Origin of the sequence: Sorangium sp. So ce363 (genome assembly GCF_051520435.1) — a bacterium.
Classification (GTDB): Bacteria; Myxococcota_A; Polyangia; order Polyangiales; family Polyangiaceae; genus Sorangium; species Sorangium cellulosum_B.
The window spans coordinates 6,661,141-6,676,309 of sequence record NZ_CP150333.1 but is presented as its reverse complement, the minus strand read 5'-3'; the positions used below and the strand labels follow the sequence as shown (position 1 = coordinate 6,676,309).

Genomic DNA, 15,169 nt, shown 5'->3' with positions numbered 1-15,169 from the left:
ACGACGACAGGGCGAAGCATTTGTACTAGGGTGTTGAGAATGGTCGCACCTTCGCTCGCCGGCACGCTCCCGAACGTCGAGGCGTTCTGCCGCACCTACGAGACGGGGAGCTTCACCCGCGCCGCGCGGCTGCTCGCGGTCACGCCGCAGGCGACGAGCCGGAGCGTCGCGCGGCTCGAGCGCAGGCTCGGCGTGACGCTCTTCCGGCGCACCACCCGGAGCCTCGCGCCGACCGACGAGGCGCGCCGCTACTACGAGCTGTGCACCCAGGCGCTCGCGCTCTTGTCCGCGGGTGAGCGCGAGCTCGCGAGCGAGCGCTCCTCCCCTGAAGGGCTCGTGCGCATCAGCGCCCCGACGACGTTCGGCCACCACCGTTTGCTCCCCGCCCTCGGCGTGTTTCGCGAGCGCTACCCCGGCATACGCGTCGACATCCACGTGTCAAACCAGAACGTCGACTTCGTTCGCGAGGGTCACCACCTCGCGATCCGCATGGGAGCGATCGCCGACAGGACGCTCGTCGCCCGCAAGCTCGGTGACTTCGCGCTCGGCGTTTACGCGAGCAGCGGCTACCTGGCCCGCCACGGCGCGCCGCGTTCGCCCTCCGATCTCGAGAAGCACACGTGCATCGCGTTCCAGATGCCGCGTTCGGGTCGGGCGCTCCCGTGGGTCTTCCACCCCGGCCCGACCACGCTCGTCCTCGACGCCCACTACCGGTGCTCGGAAGACGTGCTCGGCATCATCAGCCTCGCGCGGGCCGGCGTCGGGCTCGTGCAGACGTACGACTTCCTTGTCGAGGACGACGTCGCGCGCGGCACCCTGGTGCAAGTGCTCGCGCCGTTCCGAGGCGCGAGCCGGCCGTTCTCGCTGATTCACCCCAAAGGCACCGTCCTGTCGGCCGCCGCCCGCGCGCTCAAGGCGTTCGTCATCGAGCGCGAGGCGGCGCGCGGGAAGTGAGGGCATGAGCGCGGCCTGCTCCTTGAATCATCCGATCCGAGAGGACCTTCTCATGACCACCACGATGTACACGGTCACTGTGCCCGACCGCGGGCCTGCCGAGGTGACCGTCGCTGCCCACGGCGACGGGCAGCCGATCCTGCTCCTGCACGGCGGCGCCGGCCCTCAGTCGGTGGACCGCTTCGCCCAGGCCCTCGCCAGGCGCGAACACGCCCGGGTGATCGCGCCCACCCACCCCGGCTTCCGCGGCACCCCGCGACCGGAATGGCTGGACAGCATTCCGGTCCTCGCCCGGCTCTACCGCGCCCTGCTCGATCAGCTCGACCTCACCGACGTCACCGTCGTCGGCAACTCCATCGGCGGCTGGATCGCCGCAGAGCTTGCGCTGCTTGGCAGTCACCGCATCCGCAGCATCGTCCTCGTCGATGCTGTCGGCATCGACGTCGCCGACCAGCCCATCGCCGACGTGTTCAGCTTGCCCAAGGGCCAGCTCGCCGAGCGGAGCTACCACGACCCCGCGCGCTTCCGCATCGACGTGACCCGCCTCAGCGAGGCCCAGCGCGCCGCAATGGAGGCTTCGATCGCCAGCAACTTCGCCGCCCTGCGCATCTACGGCGGCAGCATGATGGACCCGACCCTGCGCCGCCGGCTGTCCGCCATCACCGTGCCCACCCTCATCGTGTGGGGCGACAGCGACCGTATCAGCACGCCCGACTACGGCCGCGCCTACGCCGCGGCCATCCCCGGCGCCCGCTTCGAGCTCCTCGCCGACACTGGCCACCTCCCACAGGTCGAGAACCCCGAAGCGTTGCTCACCCTGGTCTGGAACTTCGCCGTCACGAACGCCGCGAACAAGCCGGGTGGGGCCTGTGATGAAGAGAGCCCATGACAAGTATCAGTTCACCAGCTACCGCAAGATCGATGGCGCCGACTACAAGGACGAGCGCGTCTGGGCGGGCCCGTGGTTGAAGGCCGAGCAGTTCGCGGGTCACGAACAACAGGGCTTCGATCTCGTCGAGGATGCCAGCGAAAACAGCCCGCAAAGGGAGCGACCGTCATCCTCCGTATTGGCCAGCGGTTCCGATGCCAATCGCGGACGCGTGGTCGATCGGGAAGCGCTCAAGGCTGCCGGCTCGAGGAGGCGGGCGCCCCCATCGACGCCATTGGCTGCCAGGCCCACGGCACGGGTGACCTGTCCGCCGCCACCGTGAAGCGGTTCATCGACGAGATCACCTCCGAGACCAGCTGTCTGGCGACACCTGACGAAGCTCCGGGAGAGCAGCGAGGTCGAAGAATGGTCATGAGCACAATATCGATCCAACGTGAGGTCCTCATCGTGGCATCATCGCTCTGTGGTGCGACAGTGTTTCCGTCCGGCGCCATGGCCACGGGCGACGCTGGCGCCGCCCCTGCGGACAACGCCAGCGAGGACGAGGGCGGGCGCGCCTGCCGGGTCGAATCGGGGCCCAGCTCCCCGGCGGGCGCGGTCGCCGCCCTGGTCGCGCTGGGCGCGGTCGTGGCGCAGCGGCGCGCGCGAAAGGCAGGTGGGAGTTGGGTCGCCGACGCGTGCGGGGGCTGATCGTGTCCGGCTCGAGGCGAGCGGCGCGACCACCGGCGGCTGACGACCCACTCAGGGCAACGCCGGAGGACGAGGCCCGACCGGGGACGTTCACGCCGATCCGCCCCTCCGCCGCCGAGATCGAGCCCGGCCAATGGCAAGGCTCCGCCCGAGCGGCGCATCAAGAGAGGCGGGCGCCGGGGCGCGGTCGTGGTGGATGTCGATCCCATTCCCCCCGCGCGCGACTAAGCTTGGCCCCGATGGACGACAACTCTCCTCCCGAGGGGCGCATCAAGAGAGGCGGGCGCCGGGCCGCGGTCATGGTCGATGTGGCCAAGCTCGCCGGCGTCTCGTACCAGACGGTCTCGCGGGTCCTGCACGACAGCCCCCACGTGCATCGGGACACGCGGGAGCGCGTGCTCGACGCGATCCGCCAGCTCGACTACCGCCCGAGCTCCGTGGCGCAGGCGCTCGTCACCGGGCGCTCGCGGACGCTCGGCGTGGTCAGCTTCGACACGACGCACTACGGCCCGGCGTCGACGCTCCACGGGCTCGAGACGGCGGCGCACGACGCCGGGTACGGCGTCAGCGTCGTCAGCCTGAAATCGCTCAGCCGCGCGCCGGTGGTGGATGCGGTGAAGGGGCTGTGCGATCAGGGCGCCGACGGCATCATGGTCATCGCCCCGCTGCGGTCGGCGGTGGACGCGCTCCGCCACGTCACCTCCGACGTGCCGGTGGTCGCCGTCGAGGGTGGGCCGGACGATTCGGTCCCGGTGGTCGCCGTCGACCAGCACGGCGGCGCGGCTGCCGCGACGCGCCATCTCCTCGACCTGGGTCACCGGACGGTGTGGCACATCGCCGGTTCGACCGACTCGCTCGAGGCCGAGCAGCGCATCGACGGCTGGCGTTCGACGCTGGAGGCCGCGGGCGTCGAGCCGCCGCCTCTCCTGCGCGGCGACTGGAGCGCGCGCTCGGGCTACGAGCTCGCCCCGCAGCTGGCGCGCACGCCAGGCGTCACCGCCGTGTTCGTGGCCAACGACCAGATGGCGCTGGGCGTGCTCCGCTACCTCCACGAGATCGGACGCGCGGTGCCGCGGGACATCAGCATCGTCGGCTTCGACGACATCCCGGAGGCGGCCTACTTCACGACTCCGCTCACCACCGTCCGCCAGGACTTCTCCGAGCTGGGGCGCAGGTGCCTCCACTTGCTGCTCGGGCAGATCGAGAGCGGCCGCCGCTCCTGCTCGCGCGTCGTGGTCGAGGCCGAGCTGGTCTTGCGCAAGAGCACCGCCGCGGTCCCCCGGAACCGATGAGCGCTCCAGCCTGCCAGCTTCGTCTGCACGCATCCCCTCACGGATCATAAACCCGTAATAGATCCGATAAGACAGTGGAATATCCACCGCAGCCATGAGGCGCTTGTCCTCGTCGGGGTATAGGGGGCTTTGGGCCTTGTTGTTGTCCGCCTTGGGAACCCATCCACGTGGCAACGGATTGTTGGCGATGATACGCGCCGGATAGGTCGCGAGCGCGAGTATCCGGTGAATAACTTTTGCGATGCCTTATCTCGAGATGTGCCGGCAACATAGAGACCGCGCGATCCGCGTGATCGACCGTGAAGCGAGGAAGAGGGACGGGGCCGAGCACTCCCAGAGCATGATTCAGCTCATGTCGGTGCTGTTCCGGATGTCGAAGTGGTTTCACATGCAGCGGGTACTGCTCGGCAAGCTGGCCAGATAGCAGCCGCTCAGCGAACTCGGCGAAGGTGGTGTCCCCGGATGAGCGGGGACGCGCCTCGCCCTTGCACAGCTGGTCGATCGCGAGCCGGACATCGCGGAGCGCGGTCCCCTCGCGCGCGGCAGCCTGCTCCAGCAGCGGAGGGGCGAGCGAGCTCGCGCCGGTAGCGTCATGCCTACGACCGCGGGAGGTCGCCGTGCCCGATCGGCCCGCCCACGTCGCCCGCCGCGACCGAGCACCGTCACCCCACGGGGAGGTCGACGCGCGCGCCCCTCTTCGACCTGCTCTGGCTGGTGGAGCCCCGGGAGCGGAAGGTGCTCGTCCTGTCGCTGGACCCATGAGGAAAATGGGATGTATCTCATGCCAGGCATGAGCGAGATCGAACTACGGAGCATCAACCTGAACCTCCTCCCCGCCCTCGAGGCGCTGCTCGTCGAGGGCAGCGTCAGCGCCGCGGCGCGCCGCGCCCACGTCAGCCAGTCGGCGATGAGCCACTCCCTCGCGCGCCTGCGCGAGCTCTTCGGCGATCCCCTCCTCGTCCCCCTCGGCCGCGGTCTCACCCCCACGCCGCGCGCGCTCCAGCTCCGCGCGGCGCTGCCCGCCGCCTTCGAGCACCTCCGCCGCGCCCTCGCTTCCCCCGAGCCCTTCGATCCGCGCACCTCGGCGCGCACCTTCCGCGTCGCCACCGTCGACTACTTCGAGCTCACGACGCTGCCCGACGTGCTCGACCACCTGGGCGAACACGCCCCCTTCGTCCGCCTGGAGATCGAGCGCTTCTCCCCTGGCGTCACCCCCGCGCTGGTCCTCGGCGACATCGATCTGGCCCTTGTCGGCGCCTCGCAGCCCGTGCCGGCCGCAGGCCTCCGCCGCGCCCCGCTCTACCAGGATCCCTTCGCCGTCGTGGCCCGTAAAGGCCACCCGGCGATCAAGCGCCGCCTCGATCTCGACACCTATGTCGCCCTCGGCCACGTCCTCGTCAGCGTCGAGGGCCACCGCGACGGCGCCGTCGACCGCGCCCTGGCCCGCCTCGGCAAGACCAGGCGCGTGGCCCTGCGCCTGCCTCATTTCATGTCCGCGCCCCTCGCCGTGCGCAGCTCCGACCTCCTCTGCACGATCCCGAGCAGCGTCGCCCAGCGCGCCCGCGAGCTCTTCGGGCTTCGGGTGTTCGCGCCCCCCTTCGAGCTGCCCTCCGCCCAGGTCGTCGCCGTGTGGTCGCAGCGCCACGACGACGACCCGGCGCAGCGCTGGTTCCGCGACCTCTTCTTCTCGGGCCGCGCCCTCTCGCCGCGCCTGCGGGCCCTGGTCCGAAGGGGCGCGGCTTGATCCGGGGATGTTCTAGATGGGATGAGGCATCATAGGCATTAGAGGGGGCATGACGGTCGGATCGCTGCGCGCTGGCGTGCCCGTACTGCTGGTGCCCTCGGGCAGTCCAGCCGAGCGGGAAGGCGTCTGCCCCGCGCGTCGAGCTTGCTGAAGTGCTCGACCCCGTCAAGGGTTCCCTCGCTGCGCTCGGCGGCTACGCCGCCCTTGACCGGGCGACAGGGAGGCTGCTCGGGTTGCCAGTGGCGCCGGAGGTGTGAGCAAGCCGCCGTGGCAGCAAGCCCGGTCGTTCGGCCGCCCGCTCTGTTCGGAAGGAGGATCGGATGACCAAGCCCGCCATCGTGCTCCTCGCGCTCGCAGAGCTCCGTTTCGTACGACATCACAGAGCAGGAACATGATGCTTGAAGGGCTCCCCGCATTTTCGGAGTACGTCATCCGCATCAGCACGGTAGCGCGGGGGCGCCCTTGTGGCTCGCTGGCGCTCGTCGTCTACCACTTGCTTGGGGATATGGCGAACGCTGCCGAGCTGGCCTTGAGCCACTACTTCCCGCTCACGTTGACCGAGCCATACCTTCAGAATTCCAGTCTCGGAAGCCCGTACCAGAAGTGGGCGACCTTCACGAATGAGGACTTCGGCACGCTGGACGAGTGCGTGCGTCGGGTCGTCGTCGCCTTCACGACCCGAAACATCTCGGACCGAACCGCAATCGCGGAGCTGTGCGAGTTCGGCCATGCGAATCTCCGGGAGCTGCGCAGACTGAACCACGAGCTTGCACTATGGCTTCGTAGCAACTGCACGATGGACGAGCTTACCGCTGCCCATGATGGCACGCTGTCGGACGCGTGCCTCGGGTGACGACGATGGCCGGGCACGCCGCCGAACACGCGGCTGCTGACTGACGGTCCGCGCAGCTTCGCTCCGCGCAGCAGCGCGGCCCGCGGCAGAGCGGCCAATCGTTGAGCCGGAAGAGAGCGGGGACGCAGGCACGATCCCGAAACAGGCGGCAGCGCATCGAAGGGCCCGGCAGCAGGGCGGAGAGCGAAGGAGAGTCCCTCCGCGCTGCGCCGCCGGGCCAGGCGCCGACCCCGATCGGTGATGCCGCGGACCTTCACCGCGGGCGATGCGGCGGAAGAGGGGGCCCCGTTGGGCCACGCCGAAGCCGCCTTCGGCGGCGAAACAGGCGGGAGGTACGAAAATCTCTACTGTTTCAGGCGACCGCTCGTCATCGACCGCCTTCTCTGGCGGGATTTCTAGCGGCGCTGCCGCTGCTCGGCGATCGCCGCCGCGGCCTCTGCCTCCGCCTCCGCCTGGACGGCGACGTCGTCCGGTAACGGCAGCGCCTGAACCGCAGGGAACCGCACGCCGAACACGCCAGCGCCCGCGTCGACCGGCTCCACGCGTTCCCTCGTGGTCCGCGCGTCGAGCTCGACGATCCGGTTCACCGTGCGCTGCATGGCGATGGCGACGAACAGCCAGGTGATCGGGCCGGCCAGGAGCTGGATGTACGGGATGACGCTCGCCACGCACGCCGCGATGACCAAACCCCGCGGTACGCCGTCGGGCATGCCCCGCAGGCGGCACTGCAGGTTCACGCGATCACAGAGCCGGAGGCCGTTCCAGAAGATCCAGTAGTAGTTGAAGTACGGGGCCAGGTGCAGGCCGATGGCCTTCCCCACGGACGGATCGTCGCGCTCGGCCCGGGGCAGCTGGGCGTGCATCGCGTTGAAGCGGATGAACGACACGATTCCAAACGTCACGATGTGCAGCAGCGCCGTGGCCCACACCGGAAACGCCTCGAGCTGATGCCGCGCGAGCGCGACCCGCTCGCCGGCACCCAGCCGGGCCACGCCGCCGCGATACGTGTTGGAGGCAACAGGCTGCCCGCCGACGCGCTGCGCCAGCAGGGCGTGACGCATGGCCTCGTTCTGCCGGCGCAGGCGCTCGTTCTCGGCCTGAACGTCGTCGAGCTTGCCCGCGAGCGCGTCTCGATCGGAACGGAACACGGGGCAAGTATAGCGCTGCGACCAGGCCCAGCAGGCCGAAGCGGAGGGCCGAGCGAGGGATCAGGCCCCCATGGCCCGCACGAGGCACGAGAGGGGGAGCCGTGGCGCTCTCGGCGCAGGGCAAATGGGGTATCAGTCGCCGTCTCGGCCGCTGCCTGTGAATCCGTCTTCCCGGCGCGCGAAGAGGACGTTGAACGTCGTGAGCGTCCCGTAACAGCCCGTGATGTACGCCTGGAGCTGGACCTTCTCCGCGTCGCTCAGCCCCTCGTGCCCGTTGATCTTCTGCTCCAGCACGCGCAGCTTGTCGCGGAGCATCACGATCTTGTGGAAGAACACGTCGAGCGGGATGCGCTTCTCGGCCGTGCCCTCCTTCCCGGGCCGGAGCACGATCTCCCCGCCTTCCCAGCGGCCGCCCATCTCCGCGCGGCCGACGCCGAGCTCCTCGGACAGCACCTCGCGCAGCACACGGCGGAACTCGTCGATATCCATGTCGATGTCGATCTCCCTTGGCAGCGGCGAACGGAAGGGCTGCGGCGCCGCGCTCGGCCGGCGCTCGGGCGACGGGGCGCGCTCGGGCGCCCGCGGCCTGACGCCGGAGCCGCGCGGCTGGCCCGCCGCCCGGGGTGGCGGTGGCGGCGGAGGCGCGCCCTTGGCACGGTAACGGGCGCACGTCGCTGTCGCCTTGATCGGCGGCGGGTACACCTCGAGGGCGCACTCGCCGACGCGGCCGCGCGCTGGATCGTCGTGCGCCCGGGTGAATGCCGCGCAGCTGCCGCACCGACCCGCGTAATCGTTCACTGCGGCGGGACTGTACCAGCTTTGCGGCTGTCGGGGAGCGCCTTGTCGACGCACGGAGGCGCCTGCCAGCGACGCCGCGATCCGGTCCCGGTGCCGCGCTCGGTCCCGGTGCCGCGCTCGCCTGTCGCAGCGAGGGCGAGCTCGCCGCGGTTCGGCTACCCTGTCTGGCCGTGCGTGCCCTGGCCCTGCTCCCCGCCCTCGTCTCCGCCGCCGCCCTCGCTGCCTGCGCCGCCGAGCCGCCGCCACGCGCGCCGGCGCCTCCGGCCGCCGCGCCGTCGCCGCCAGCCGCGGCGCCCTCGCCCGCTGCCGGGCCGGAGCCGGCGGCCGCGCAGCCGCCGCTCGAGTTCATCCACGACGACGTGCCGCGAGCGCGCGAGAAGGCCCGGACCGAGGGCAAGGCGCTGTTCGTCGATGCGTGGGCGCCGTGGTGCCACACCTGCCTGAGCATGAAGCACTACGTGCTGACCGATCCGTCGCTGCGCCCGTTCGCCGATCGGGTGGTGTTCGCGGACGTCGACACGGATCGACCGGAGAGCGCGCCGTTCCTGGAGCGGCACGAGGTGACGGTGTGGCCGACGTTCTTCGTCCTCGAGCCGGCGGGCGGCGAGGTGATCGGGCTCTGGCGGGGCGCTGCCTCGGTCGAGGAGCTGCGCGAGCTGATCCGCGAGGCGCTGCTCGCGATGGATTCGCAGGCTGCCTCGGCGCTGCCCGCGGACGATCCGCACCGCCTGCTGGTCGAGGCGAAGCGGGCCCACAGCGCGGGTGACCACGCCGCGGCGGTGTCCGCCTACCGGCGCGCCCTGGCCCGGGGCGGAGAGGCCTGGCCGCGGCGCAGCGAGGCGCTGCTCGGCCTCCTTTCGGCGCTCTACCGCAAGAAGGACGCCGCGGCGTGCGCGGAGCTCGGCAGCGCGCACGTCGGCGAGGTGAAGGGCGCGGCGCTGCCCGCCGATTTCGCGAGCGTCCTGCTCTCCTGCGCGGCGGCGCTCCCCGGCGGCAAGGCCCAGCGGGCCGCGCGCGAGGCGGCGGTCGCCCGGCTGCGGTCGATCGTCGCGAGCCCGCCCGCGGACGCGAGCGCGGACGACAGGGCCGACGCGTGGGGCCTGCTCGCCGAGGGGCTCGAGGCGCTCGGCGACGCGGGCGGGGCCCGCGCTGCGAGCGAGTCGAAGCTCGCCGTGCTGGAGCGGGCCGCGAAGGAGGCGAAGACGCCCGAGGCGGCGGCCGCATACGACTACGGGCGCGCCATGGCGTATATCGCGCTCGGCCGCGGCGAGGAGGCGGTCGCGATGCTCTCGCAGCGCGAGGCGCAGATGCCCGCCTCGTACGAGCCGCCCGCGCGGCTCGCGCAGGTGCTCCACGCGATGGGCCGCGAGGCGGAGGCGCTCGCCGCGGTGGAGCGGGCCATCGGCCGCGCCTATGGCCCGCGCCGGCTGCGCTACCTGAAGCTCCGCGCGGAGATCCAGCAGCGGCTCGGGCGGGGCGCGGAGCAGATCGCCACGCTGCGCGAGGAGGTGGCCGGCTACGAGGCGCTCCCCAAGGGCCACGCCAGCCAGGCGGCCCTGGACGACGCGCGGCGGCGGCTCGCCGAGGCGGAGAAGGCCCAGCGCGGCGAGAAGAAGCGCTGACAGCGGTGGCGTCTGGCGGCCGCTACTGGCACCCGGCGTCCACGATCAGGTCCGTCGCGCGGAGGTGGTCGGTCGCGGGGTCTTCCGGGAAGGTCACGGTGATGTCCACGTCGACGGTGCACGGGGCGGCTGTCCCCGGCAGGAGCTCCATCGTCAGGCTCCCGGTGGCGCCCGTCGCGCTCACGGCCGCGCCAGCGGAGCCCAGGCCCTCCGGCGTGCAGTCGGCCGCCCCCTTGCTCATCAGGATGCGCGACACACTCCACATCTCCGGGACCGTGACGATGTCGAAGCCCGCAGGCGACTGCCTGCTCGGCGCCTCGGCATAGAGCGTCACGCAGAGGTCCGCCTCTGGCCGGGCCTTGTAGATGGTGAGATGATCGTACCCGCCGGGCCAGTAAGAGGCGGTGTAGCGGCCGACCTCGGGCTCGATGCAGGAGGCATTCGCCGAGACATCCACCCCGGCCTGCTGCGCAGCGCACGCATTGCAGTAGAACTGGTTGTCGCACCCGCAGACGCCCGGGCAGTCCTCCGGGCACCCCCCGGGCCGGGGGGTGCACCGGCCTAGGGTGTCGAACGTTCCGCACGAGTCGTCGGGGAAGTCACAGAGCTCCTCCGCGCCGCAGGTCCCCCCGCTGCGCCCTCCGCAGGCGAGCGGTGTCGCGCCGCTCGAGGTCGAGCTGGCGGAGCCCCCAGCGCCGCCGGTGCTGCCGCCGTTGCCGGTGCTGCCGCTGTCACCGGTGCTGCCGCCGTTGCCGGTGCTGCCGCCGTCGCCGGTGCTACCGCTGTCGCCGGTGCTGCCGCTGATGGAGGGTATCTCGACCGCGCCGTCGCAGGCGGCGAGAAGAAGCCCGAAGAGAAGTGAGGATAGGCGCGCGTGGCTCATACGCGCAGTATGGCATGCGCGCCGGCCCGCCAAGAGCGGCCATGCCGTTCGGCGGAACGACGCGGGGCTCGCGAAGCTCCTGAAGGAGAAAACGGCCAAGATTCCAGAAGACGCCAAGGTGGAATTCCAACCTCGGTGTCTTCTGGCGTTCTCACGGTTTCATCAGCTCACCGCCCGGTTTACAGCGTCGGCAGCACGCCGCGATCCCGGCCGAGCGGGAAGGCCGTCTCGAGGCGGGCGATGTCCTCGCTGCTGAGGCGCAGATCGCCCGCGGCCGCGTTGTCGAGCGCGTGGGCGGCGTTCGCGGCCTTGGGGATCACGAAGGTCGGCTGGCGGCGGAGCAGGAAGCGCAGCGCGACCTGCCACGGCGTCGCGCGGTGGGCGGCGGCGACGGACGCGAGCACCCTGCCCGCCGCGCTGTCCGGCGCCGGGAACCGGCCCGAGCCGAACGGGCTGTAGGCGACGACCGCGATGCCGTGCCGCTCGCAGAGCGGCAGCACCCGGTGCTCGATCGACCGCTCGAGCAGGTGATAGAGCACCTGGTTGCAGGCGATCTCGCGCGCTCCGGCGATGGCGATCGCCTTCGAGAGCTCCGCCTGGTCGAAGTTGCTGACGCCGAAATACCGGATCTTGCCCTGGTCCCTCAGGTCCTTGAAGGCGCGGAACGTCTCCTCGAGCGGGTGCGACCCGGGCCAGTGGAGGAGGTAGAGGTCGAGCCTGTCGGTGCGGAGCTGCTCCAGGCTTCGCTCGCACGCCGCGATCGTGCCGGCGTAGCTCGCGTTGCTGGGCAGCACCTTGGAGGCGAGGAACACCTCGTCGCGGCGGCCGGCGATCGCCTTGCCGACGAGCGCCTCGACAGCGCCCGAGCCGTACATCTCTGCCGTGTCGATGTGCGTCATGCCCGCGTCGATCCCCCGTCGGATGGCGTCGATGCAGGCCGCCTCATCGTCCATCTCCATCTGCCAGGTGCCCTGTCCGACGACCGGGATCGTGACGCCAGTAGAACCGAGTGCGCGCTGCTCCATGATGATGAACCTCCGCTTTTGTCACCGGGGGCGGCACGCGCCGCCCCCGCCCCGCCGGCAGAGCCGGCGGGGCCCCACCCCCACGCGGTCCGTGCTGGCCTCCCTTCACGGAGAGCCGCATGGACACAGCGTTTCTACCTGATCGGCGTTGCAGAGGCGCCCCTCCGCCCCAGGTGGGATCGCTGAATTCACCACGAAAAGCAAGCCCGAGCGCCTTCACCGGGCTGAGTCCGGCGGTTCGCGACGTCGGTCACTGGCGCCCTGTTCGTGGAAAATTCCGTGCTTGAGGACGTCGCAGACAGACGATGAGCCGCTGTGTAGATTGCGCTGCCCGCGGGCTCCGAGGAGGTGGATCGATGCGTTGCATGCTGATGGGATCGTTCGTACTGGCCGCCGTGATGTCGTTCGCTGGCGTGAGCCGCGCGCACATCGACCTCACGTCCCCCGCGCCGAGGCACGCGGACGACCAGCAGAAGGTGGCGCCTTGCGGTGCTCGCGGCGATGCGCGGGGCGAGACCGTCACCGTGTTCGAGCCGGGCGAGACCATCACGGTGACGTGGAACGAGACGATCGATCACCCCGGGCATTTCCGGATCATGTTCGACGACGACGGCTTCGATGATTTCCCGGAGCCGGCGAACGAGAACGATCTCTGCGAGCCGGGGGTGGACAAGGGCTGCCTGCTCGACGGCATCGCCGACAAGCGCGGAGGGTCGTATTCCGCGGAGGTCACGCTCCCGGACGTGGAGTGTGACAACTGCACGCTTCAGCTCATCCAGGTCATGACGGACAGGAGGCCGGCCACCCTGTACTACCGCTGTGCGGATCTGGTGCTCAAGTCCTCCGACCCTGGCGCCGCGACGAGCGCCGCGAGCTCCGGCGCCGGCACGGGCGGCGGCGCGACGGGCGCGGGCGGGGACGCGGCGGCGAGCGCGAGCAGCAGCGCCACGGTGGGCGCAGGCGGAGACGCGACGACGGGCGCGGGCACGGGCGGGGGCGCGACGACAGGGGCGGGCGCGGGCACGGGCGGGGGCGCGACGACGGGCGCTGGCGTTGACGAGGGATCTGGCGCGGCGGAGGACGACGGCGGGTGCAGCTTCGGCGGCGCGGCGGGCGGGGCTCCGATCTCGGCGGGACTCGGCGCGCTCGCCGCCCTCGCGCTCGCGGCGCGCGGGCGGAGGCGAGGCCGGCTGGCGCCGCGGCAGGACGCTGCCGGTCGCGGGTCGCGGCGCTCGTGATCGCGAGCCGGCGCGCCGTCAGGAGCGGCGCGTCGGCCCTTCGGCGAACCTGGCGATCTCGATGATCTCCGTGGCGCGGTCGCTGGCCGGCGGGGCGAGCCAGGGGCCGTCGAACCGCGTGACCAGCGCGGTCACGTTGTCGCGGCCTCCGGCGGCGAGCGCGGCGTCGATCAGGGCGCTGGCGGCCGCCGCGGGGTCGGGGTGGGCGTCGAGCGCGGCGGCGATGTGCCGATCGTCGACGAGGTCGCTCAGCCCGTCGGTGCAGAGCAGCAGGGTGTCCTCGCGGCGGAGCTCGACGGCGGAGAGCGCGATCCTGAGGTGTTCGCGGAGCCCGAGCGCCTGGAGCATCACGCCCCTGTGCTCGAACGTGGCGGCCTCTTCGGGCCGCAGCTTGCCGCTGTCGAGCAGCGACTGGAGGAGGGTCTGGTCGCGGGTGAGCTGGGTGAGGACGCCGCTGCGGAGGAGGTAGGCGCGGCTGTCGCCGACCTGCGCGAGCAGGAGGCGCTCATCGCAGAGCGCGGCCACGGTCGCCGTGGTGCCGCTGTTCCGGTGCTGTGAGCTCCGGCGGGCGTTGTCGCGGACGGCGCGCCCGGCCTCGCCGATCGCCTCGAGGAGGCTCCGCTCGAGGGCGTCGCTCGATCGGGGCGCGGAGCGGGTGAGGATGGCGTGGACGATGCGCGCGGCGAGCCGGCTCGCCGCGTCAGGGGACGACGCGCCGCCGGAGCCGTCGTAGACGCCGAGCGACAGGGCGAGCGGCGGCTCGACGGACGCCTGGGCGGCCGCGGGCCCATGGGCGAGCCCGCGCGCGAGATCGCTGATCAGGAAGGTATCCTCGTTGTGCTCGCGGCTGAGGCCCACGTCGGTCCGGGCCGCCACGGTGACCGCCGCGGCGTGTTCGACGGCGGACGTGCGGTACACGGGCATGCGCGCATCGTACCGCGGGGGCGCTGTCCGAGGGAGGGCGCTCGACGCGCGGCGCGCCTCGTGCCTGAAATGAAGAGAGACCGCATGAGGCTGCTCCCCAACCCCGAGCGCGCGTGGGAGCGCGCCGCGCACGTCCAGACCCTCGCGCGCGCCGAGATCGAGCGGCGGGTCCGGTCGTTCACCGGCGAAGCGGAGGTGCTCTCCGGCGGGCACGCCAACGTGAACGTGCGCCTCGGCGCCGGGCGCGTGCTGCGGGTGTACCGCCGAGACGCCAGCGCGGCGCCGAAGGAGGCCAGCCTGCTCGCGCGGGGCTGGAGGTCGTTCCGCGTCCCGGCGGTCCTGTCGGCGGGTGAGGATTTCCTCGTCCTCGAGCACGTCCCCCACGGACCGCTCCAGGACACCGCGACGTGTGGCGCTGCGGTCGGGCGCGCGCTCGCGGAGATTCACGGCGTCGGCTACGACAGCGCGGGTTTCCTGGGGCCGGAGCTCGCCGTGTCCGTGCCGTTCGCCGACTGCATCGGCGCGCTGCGGGGTCATGTGGACGCGGTCCTCGACAGGCTGGCTCCTGCTCTGCGCGGCGAGCTGAGCGAGCGCGTGCGCGCGTTCCTCGACGCGAACGCGGAGGCGCTGCGCGCGCTGGCGTCGGCGCCCGTGCTCCTCCACGGGGATTTCAAGGCGTCGAACCTGCACTGGCTGTCGTCGGGTGAGCTCCTCGTGCTCGACTGGGAGTTCGCGTACGCGGGACCGAGCCTGATGGACGTCGGCCAGCTCCTGCGCTGGAGTCCGGGGCGCGAGTTCGTCGCGGCGTTCGCGGGCGCTTACCGCCAGAGCGCGCCGCTTCCCGAGGGGTTCGAGCGCTGGGCCGCGGCGTTCGACCTGTTCAACCTGGTGGGGCTCCTCGACGGGGCGGAGCCTGGCTCGCGCCGGGCGGCCGACGTCTGTGGCCGCATCCTTCAGACCGCAGGGGGAAGCGAGAGATGAGGCGGCCTGAAGACGCCGAACCCGACATGGCTCCGCAGTCGTCATTGGCGGGCACCGCAGCTTGGAGAGTCGTTTTCGTGATGAGCACAGAGCTCCACGCGTAAGCATGCTTGCCGCTCATCTTCCGC

At 71.6% G+C, this 15,169-nt stretch carries 16 protein-coding genes; 11 read left to right on the top strand and 5 right to left on the bottom strand.

The genetic code is table 11. The features are described 5' to 3' along the window. The first annotated feature begins 39 nt into the window (after nucleotides 1-39). The 8 genes from WMF12_RS25055 to WMF12_RS25020 all read left to right on the top strand — a co-directional run bounded on the left by WMF12_RS25055 (nucleotide 40) and on the right by WMF12_RS25020 (nucleotide 6,422). Nucleotides 40-954 carry a LysR substrate-binding domain-containing protein gene (locus WMF12_RS25055; protein WP_437849604.1) on the top strand — a complete coding sequence of 305 codons (915 nt, stop codon included), beginning with the start codon at nucleotides 40-42 and terminating at the stop codon, nucleotides 952-954. Nucleotides 955-1,006: 52 nt separating this feature from the next. After that, nucleotides 1,007-1,843 (top strand): alpha/beta fold hydrolase, encoded by an 837-nt coding sequence (locus WMF12_RS25050; protein ID WP_437849602.1) that lies wholly within the window; start codon nucleotides 1,007-1,009, stop codon nucleotides 1,841-1,843. Further along, entirely contained in the window at nucleotides 1,827-2,165 is a 339-nt protein-coding gene (locus WMF12_RS25045; RefSeq protein ID WP_437849600.1) for a hypothetical protein, read from the top strand. The genes WMF12_RS25050 and WMF12_RS25045 overlap by 17 nt, the downstream gene beginning before the upstream one ends. A 170-nt stretch (nucleotides 2,166-2,335) precedes the next feature. Continuing rightward, nucleotides 2,336-2,533, top strand: coding sequence for an MYXO-CTERM sorting domain-containing protein (locus tag WMF12_RS25040; protein ID WP_437849598.1), 198 nt, complete (start codon nucleotides 2,336-2,338; stop codon nucleotides 2,531-2,533). Nucleotides 2,534-2,772: 239 nt separating this feature from the next. Further along, nucleotides 2,773-3,825 carry a LacI family DNA-binding transcriptional regulator gene (locus tag WMF12_RS25035; RefSeq protein ID WP_437849596.1) on the top strand — a complete coding sequence of 351 codons (1,053 nt, stop codon included), beginning with the start codon at nucleotides 2,773-2,775 and terminating at the stop codon, nucleotides 3,823-3,825. A 241-nt stretch (nucleotides 3,826-4,066) separates the two neighbouring features. Beyond that, nucleotides 4,067-4,249, top strand: a complete 183-nt coding sequence (locus WMF12_RS25030) for a hypothetical protein (protein WP_437849594.1) — start codon at nucleotides 4,067-4,069, stop codon at nucleotides 4,247-4,249. 366 nt (nucleotides 4,250-4,615) lie between these two features. Next, nucleotides 4,616-5,569 (top strand): LysR family transcriptional regulator, encoded by a 954-nt coding sequence (locus tag WMF12_RS25025; RefSeq protein WP_437849593.1) that lies wholly within the window; start codon nucleotides 4,616-4,618, stop codon nucleotides 5,567-5,569. A gap of 391 nt (nucleotides 5,570-5,960) precedes the next feature. Next, nucleotides 5,961-6,422: a hypothetical protein gene (locus WMF12_RS25020; protein WP_437849591.1), complete on the top strand. Its 462-nt coding sequence runs from the start codon at nucleotides 5,961-5,963 to the stop codon at nucleotides 6,420-6,422. 395 nt (nucleotides 6,423-6,817) lie between these two features. Here the strand turns inward: WMF12_RS25020 and WMF12_RS25015 are convergent, their stop codons facing one another. Together WMF12_RS25015 and WMF12_RS25010 are read right to left on the bottom strand one after the other, a co-directional pair. Continuing rightward, a complete protein-coding gene (locus WMF12_RS25015; protein ID WP_437849589.1) occupies nucleotides 6,818-7,570 on the bottom strand; it encodes a hypothetical protein in 753 nt (250 codons plus the stop codon). Nucleotides 7,571-7,702: 132 nt separating this feature from the next. Next, on the bottom strand, nucleotides 7,703-8,368 hold the full coding sequence (locus WMF12_RS25010; protein ID WP_437849587.1) for a hypothetical protein: 666 nt from the start codon (nucleotides 8,366-8,368) through the stop codon (nucleotides 7,703-7,705). Between the two features lie 170 nt (nucleotides 8,369-8,538). On the opposite strand from WMF12_RS25010, the gene WMF12_RS25005 reads away from it, so the two are divergent. Next, entirely contained in the window at nucleotides 8,539-9,990 is a 1,452-nt protein-coding gene (locus tag WMF12_RS25005) for a thioredoxin family protein (protein ID WP_437849585.1), read from the top strand. A 22-nt stretch (nucleotides 9,991-10,012) separates the two neighbouring features. On the opposite strand, the gene WMF12_RS25000 is transcribed toward WMF12_RS25005, so the two are convergent. Further along, the gene (locus WMF12_RS25000) at nucleotides 10,013-10,873 is read right to left on the bottom strand and encodes a hypothetical protein (RefSeq protein ID WP_437849583.1); all 861 of its coding nucleotides are present in this window, start codon (nucleotides 10,871-10,873) and stop codon (nucleotides 10,013-10,015) included. Between the two features lie 179 nt (nucleotides 10,874-11,052). Further along, a complete protein-coding gene (locus WMF12_RS24995; protein ID WP_437849581.1) occupies nucleotides 11,053-11,898 on the bottom strand; it encodes an aldo/keto reductase in 846 nt (281 codons plus the stop codon). Nucleotides 11,899-12,254: 356 nt separating this feature from the next. Here WMF12_RS24995 and WMF12_RS24990 point away from each other — a divergent pair, with 356 nt between their 5' ends. Further along, nucleotides 12,255-13,136, top strand: coding sequence for an SCE4755 family polysaccharide monooxygenase-like protein (locus WMF12_RS24990; RefSeq protein WP_437849579.1), 882 nt, complete (start codon nucleotides 12,255-12,257; stop codon nucleotides 13,134-13,136). An 18-nt stretch (nucleotides 13,137-13,154) separates the two neighbouring features. On the opposite strand, the gene WMF12_RS24985 is transcribed toward WMF12_RS24990, so the two are convergent. Then, nucleotides 13,155-14,060: a PP2C family protein-serine/threonine phosphatase gene (locus WMF12_RS24985; RefSeq protein WP_437849578.1), complete on the bottom strand. Its 906-nt coding sequence runs from the start codon at nucleotides 14,058-14,060 to the stop codon at nucleotides 13,155-13,157. Between the two features lie 84 nt (nucleotides 14,061-14,144). Between WMF12_RS24985 and WMF12_RS24980 the strand changes: the two genes are divergently transcribed. Then, on the top strand, nucleotides 14,145-15,041 hold the full coding sequence (locus tag WMF12_RS24980) for a phosphotransferase family protein (protein ID WP_437849576.1): 897 nt from the start codon (nucleotides 14,145-14,147) through the stop codon (nucleotides 15,039-15,041). Nucleotides 15,042-15,169: the final 128 nt, after the last annotated feature.

Bases quoted from the DNA above. Each gene is read 5' to 3' on its own strand.
- WMF12_RS25055 (WP_437849604.1), top strand. From the start codon at position 40: ATGGTCGCACCTTCGCTCGCCGGCACGCTCCCGAACGTCGAGGCGTTC.
- WMF12_RS25050 (WP_437849602.1), top strand. From the start codon at position 1,007: ATGACCACCACGATGTACACGGTCACTGTGCCCGACCGCGGGCCTGCC.
- WMF12_RS25045 (WP_437849600.1), top strand. From the start codon at position 1,827: ATGAAGAGAGCCCATGACAAGTATCAGTTCACCAGCTACCGCAAGATC.
- WMF12_RS25040 (WP_437849598.1), top strand. From the start codon at position 2,336: ATGGCCACGGGCGACGCTGGCGCCGCCCCTGCGGACAACGCCAGCGAG.
- WMF12_RS25035 (WP_437849596.1), top strand. From the start codon at position 2,773: ATGGACGACAACTCTCCTCCCGAGGGGCGCATCAAGAGAGGCGGGCGC.
- WMF12_RS25030 (WP_437849594.1), top strand. From the start codon at position 4,067: ATGCCTTATCTCGAGATGTGCCGGCAACATAGAGACCGCGCGATCCGC.
- WMF12_RS25025 (WP_437849593.1), top strand. From the start codon at position 4,616: ATGAGCGAGATCGAACTACGGAGCATCAACCTGAACCTCCTCCCCGCC.
- WMF12_RS25020 (WP_437849591.1), top strand. From the start codon at position 5,961: ATGATGCTTGAAGGGCTCCCCGCATTTTCGGAGTACGTCATCCGCATC.
- WMF12_RS25000 (WP_437849583.1), bottom strand. From the start codon at position 10,873: ATGAGCCACGCGCGCCTATCCTCACTTCTCTTCGGGCTTCTTCTCGCC.
- WMF12_RS24995 (WP_437849581.1), bottom strand. From the start codon at position 11,898: ATGGAGCAGCGCGCACTCGGTTCTACTGGCGTCACGATCCCGGTCGTC.
- WMF12_RS24990 (WP_437849579.1), top strand. From the start codon at position 12,255: ATGCGTTGCATGCTGATGGGATCGTTCGTACTGGCCGCCGTGATGTCG.
- WMF12_RS24985 (WP_437849578.1), bottom strand. From the start codon at position 14,060: ATGCCCGTGTACCGCACGTCCGCCGTCGAACACGCCGCGGCGGTCACC.
- WMF12_RS24980 (WP_437849576.1), top strand. From the start codon at position 14,145: ATGAGGCTGCTCCCCAACCCCGAGCGCGCGTGGGAGCGCGCCGCGCAC.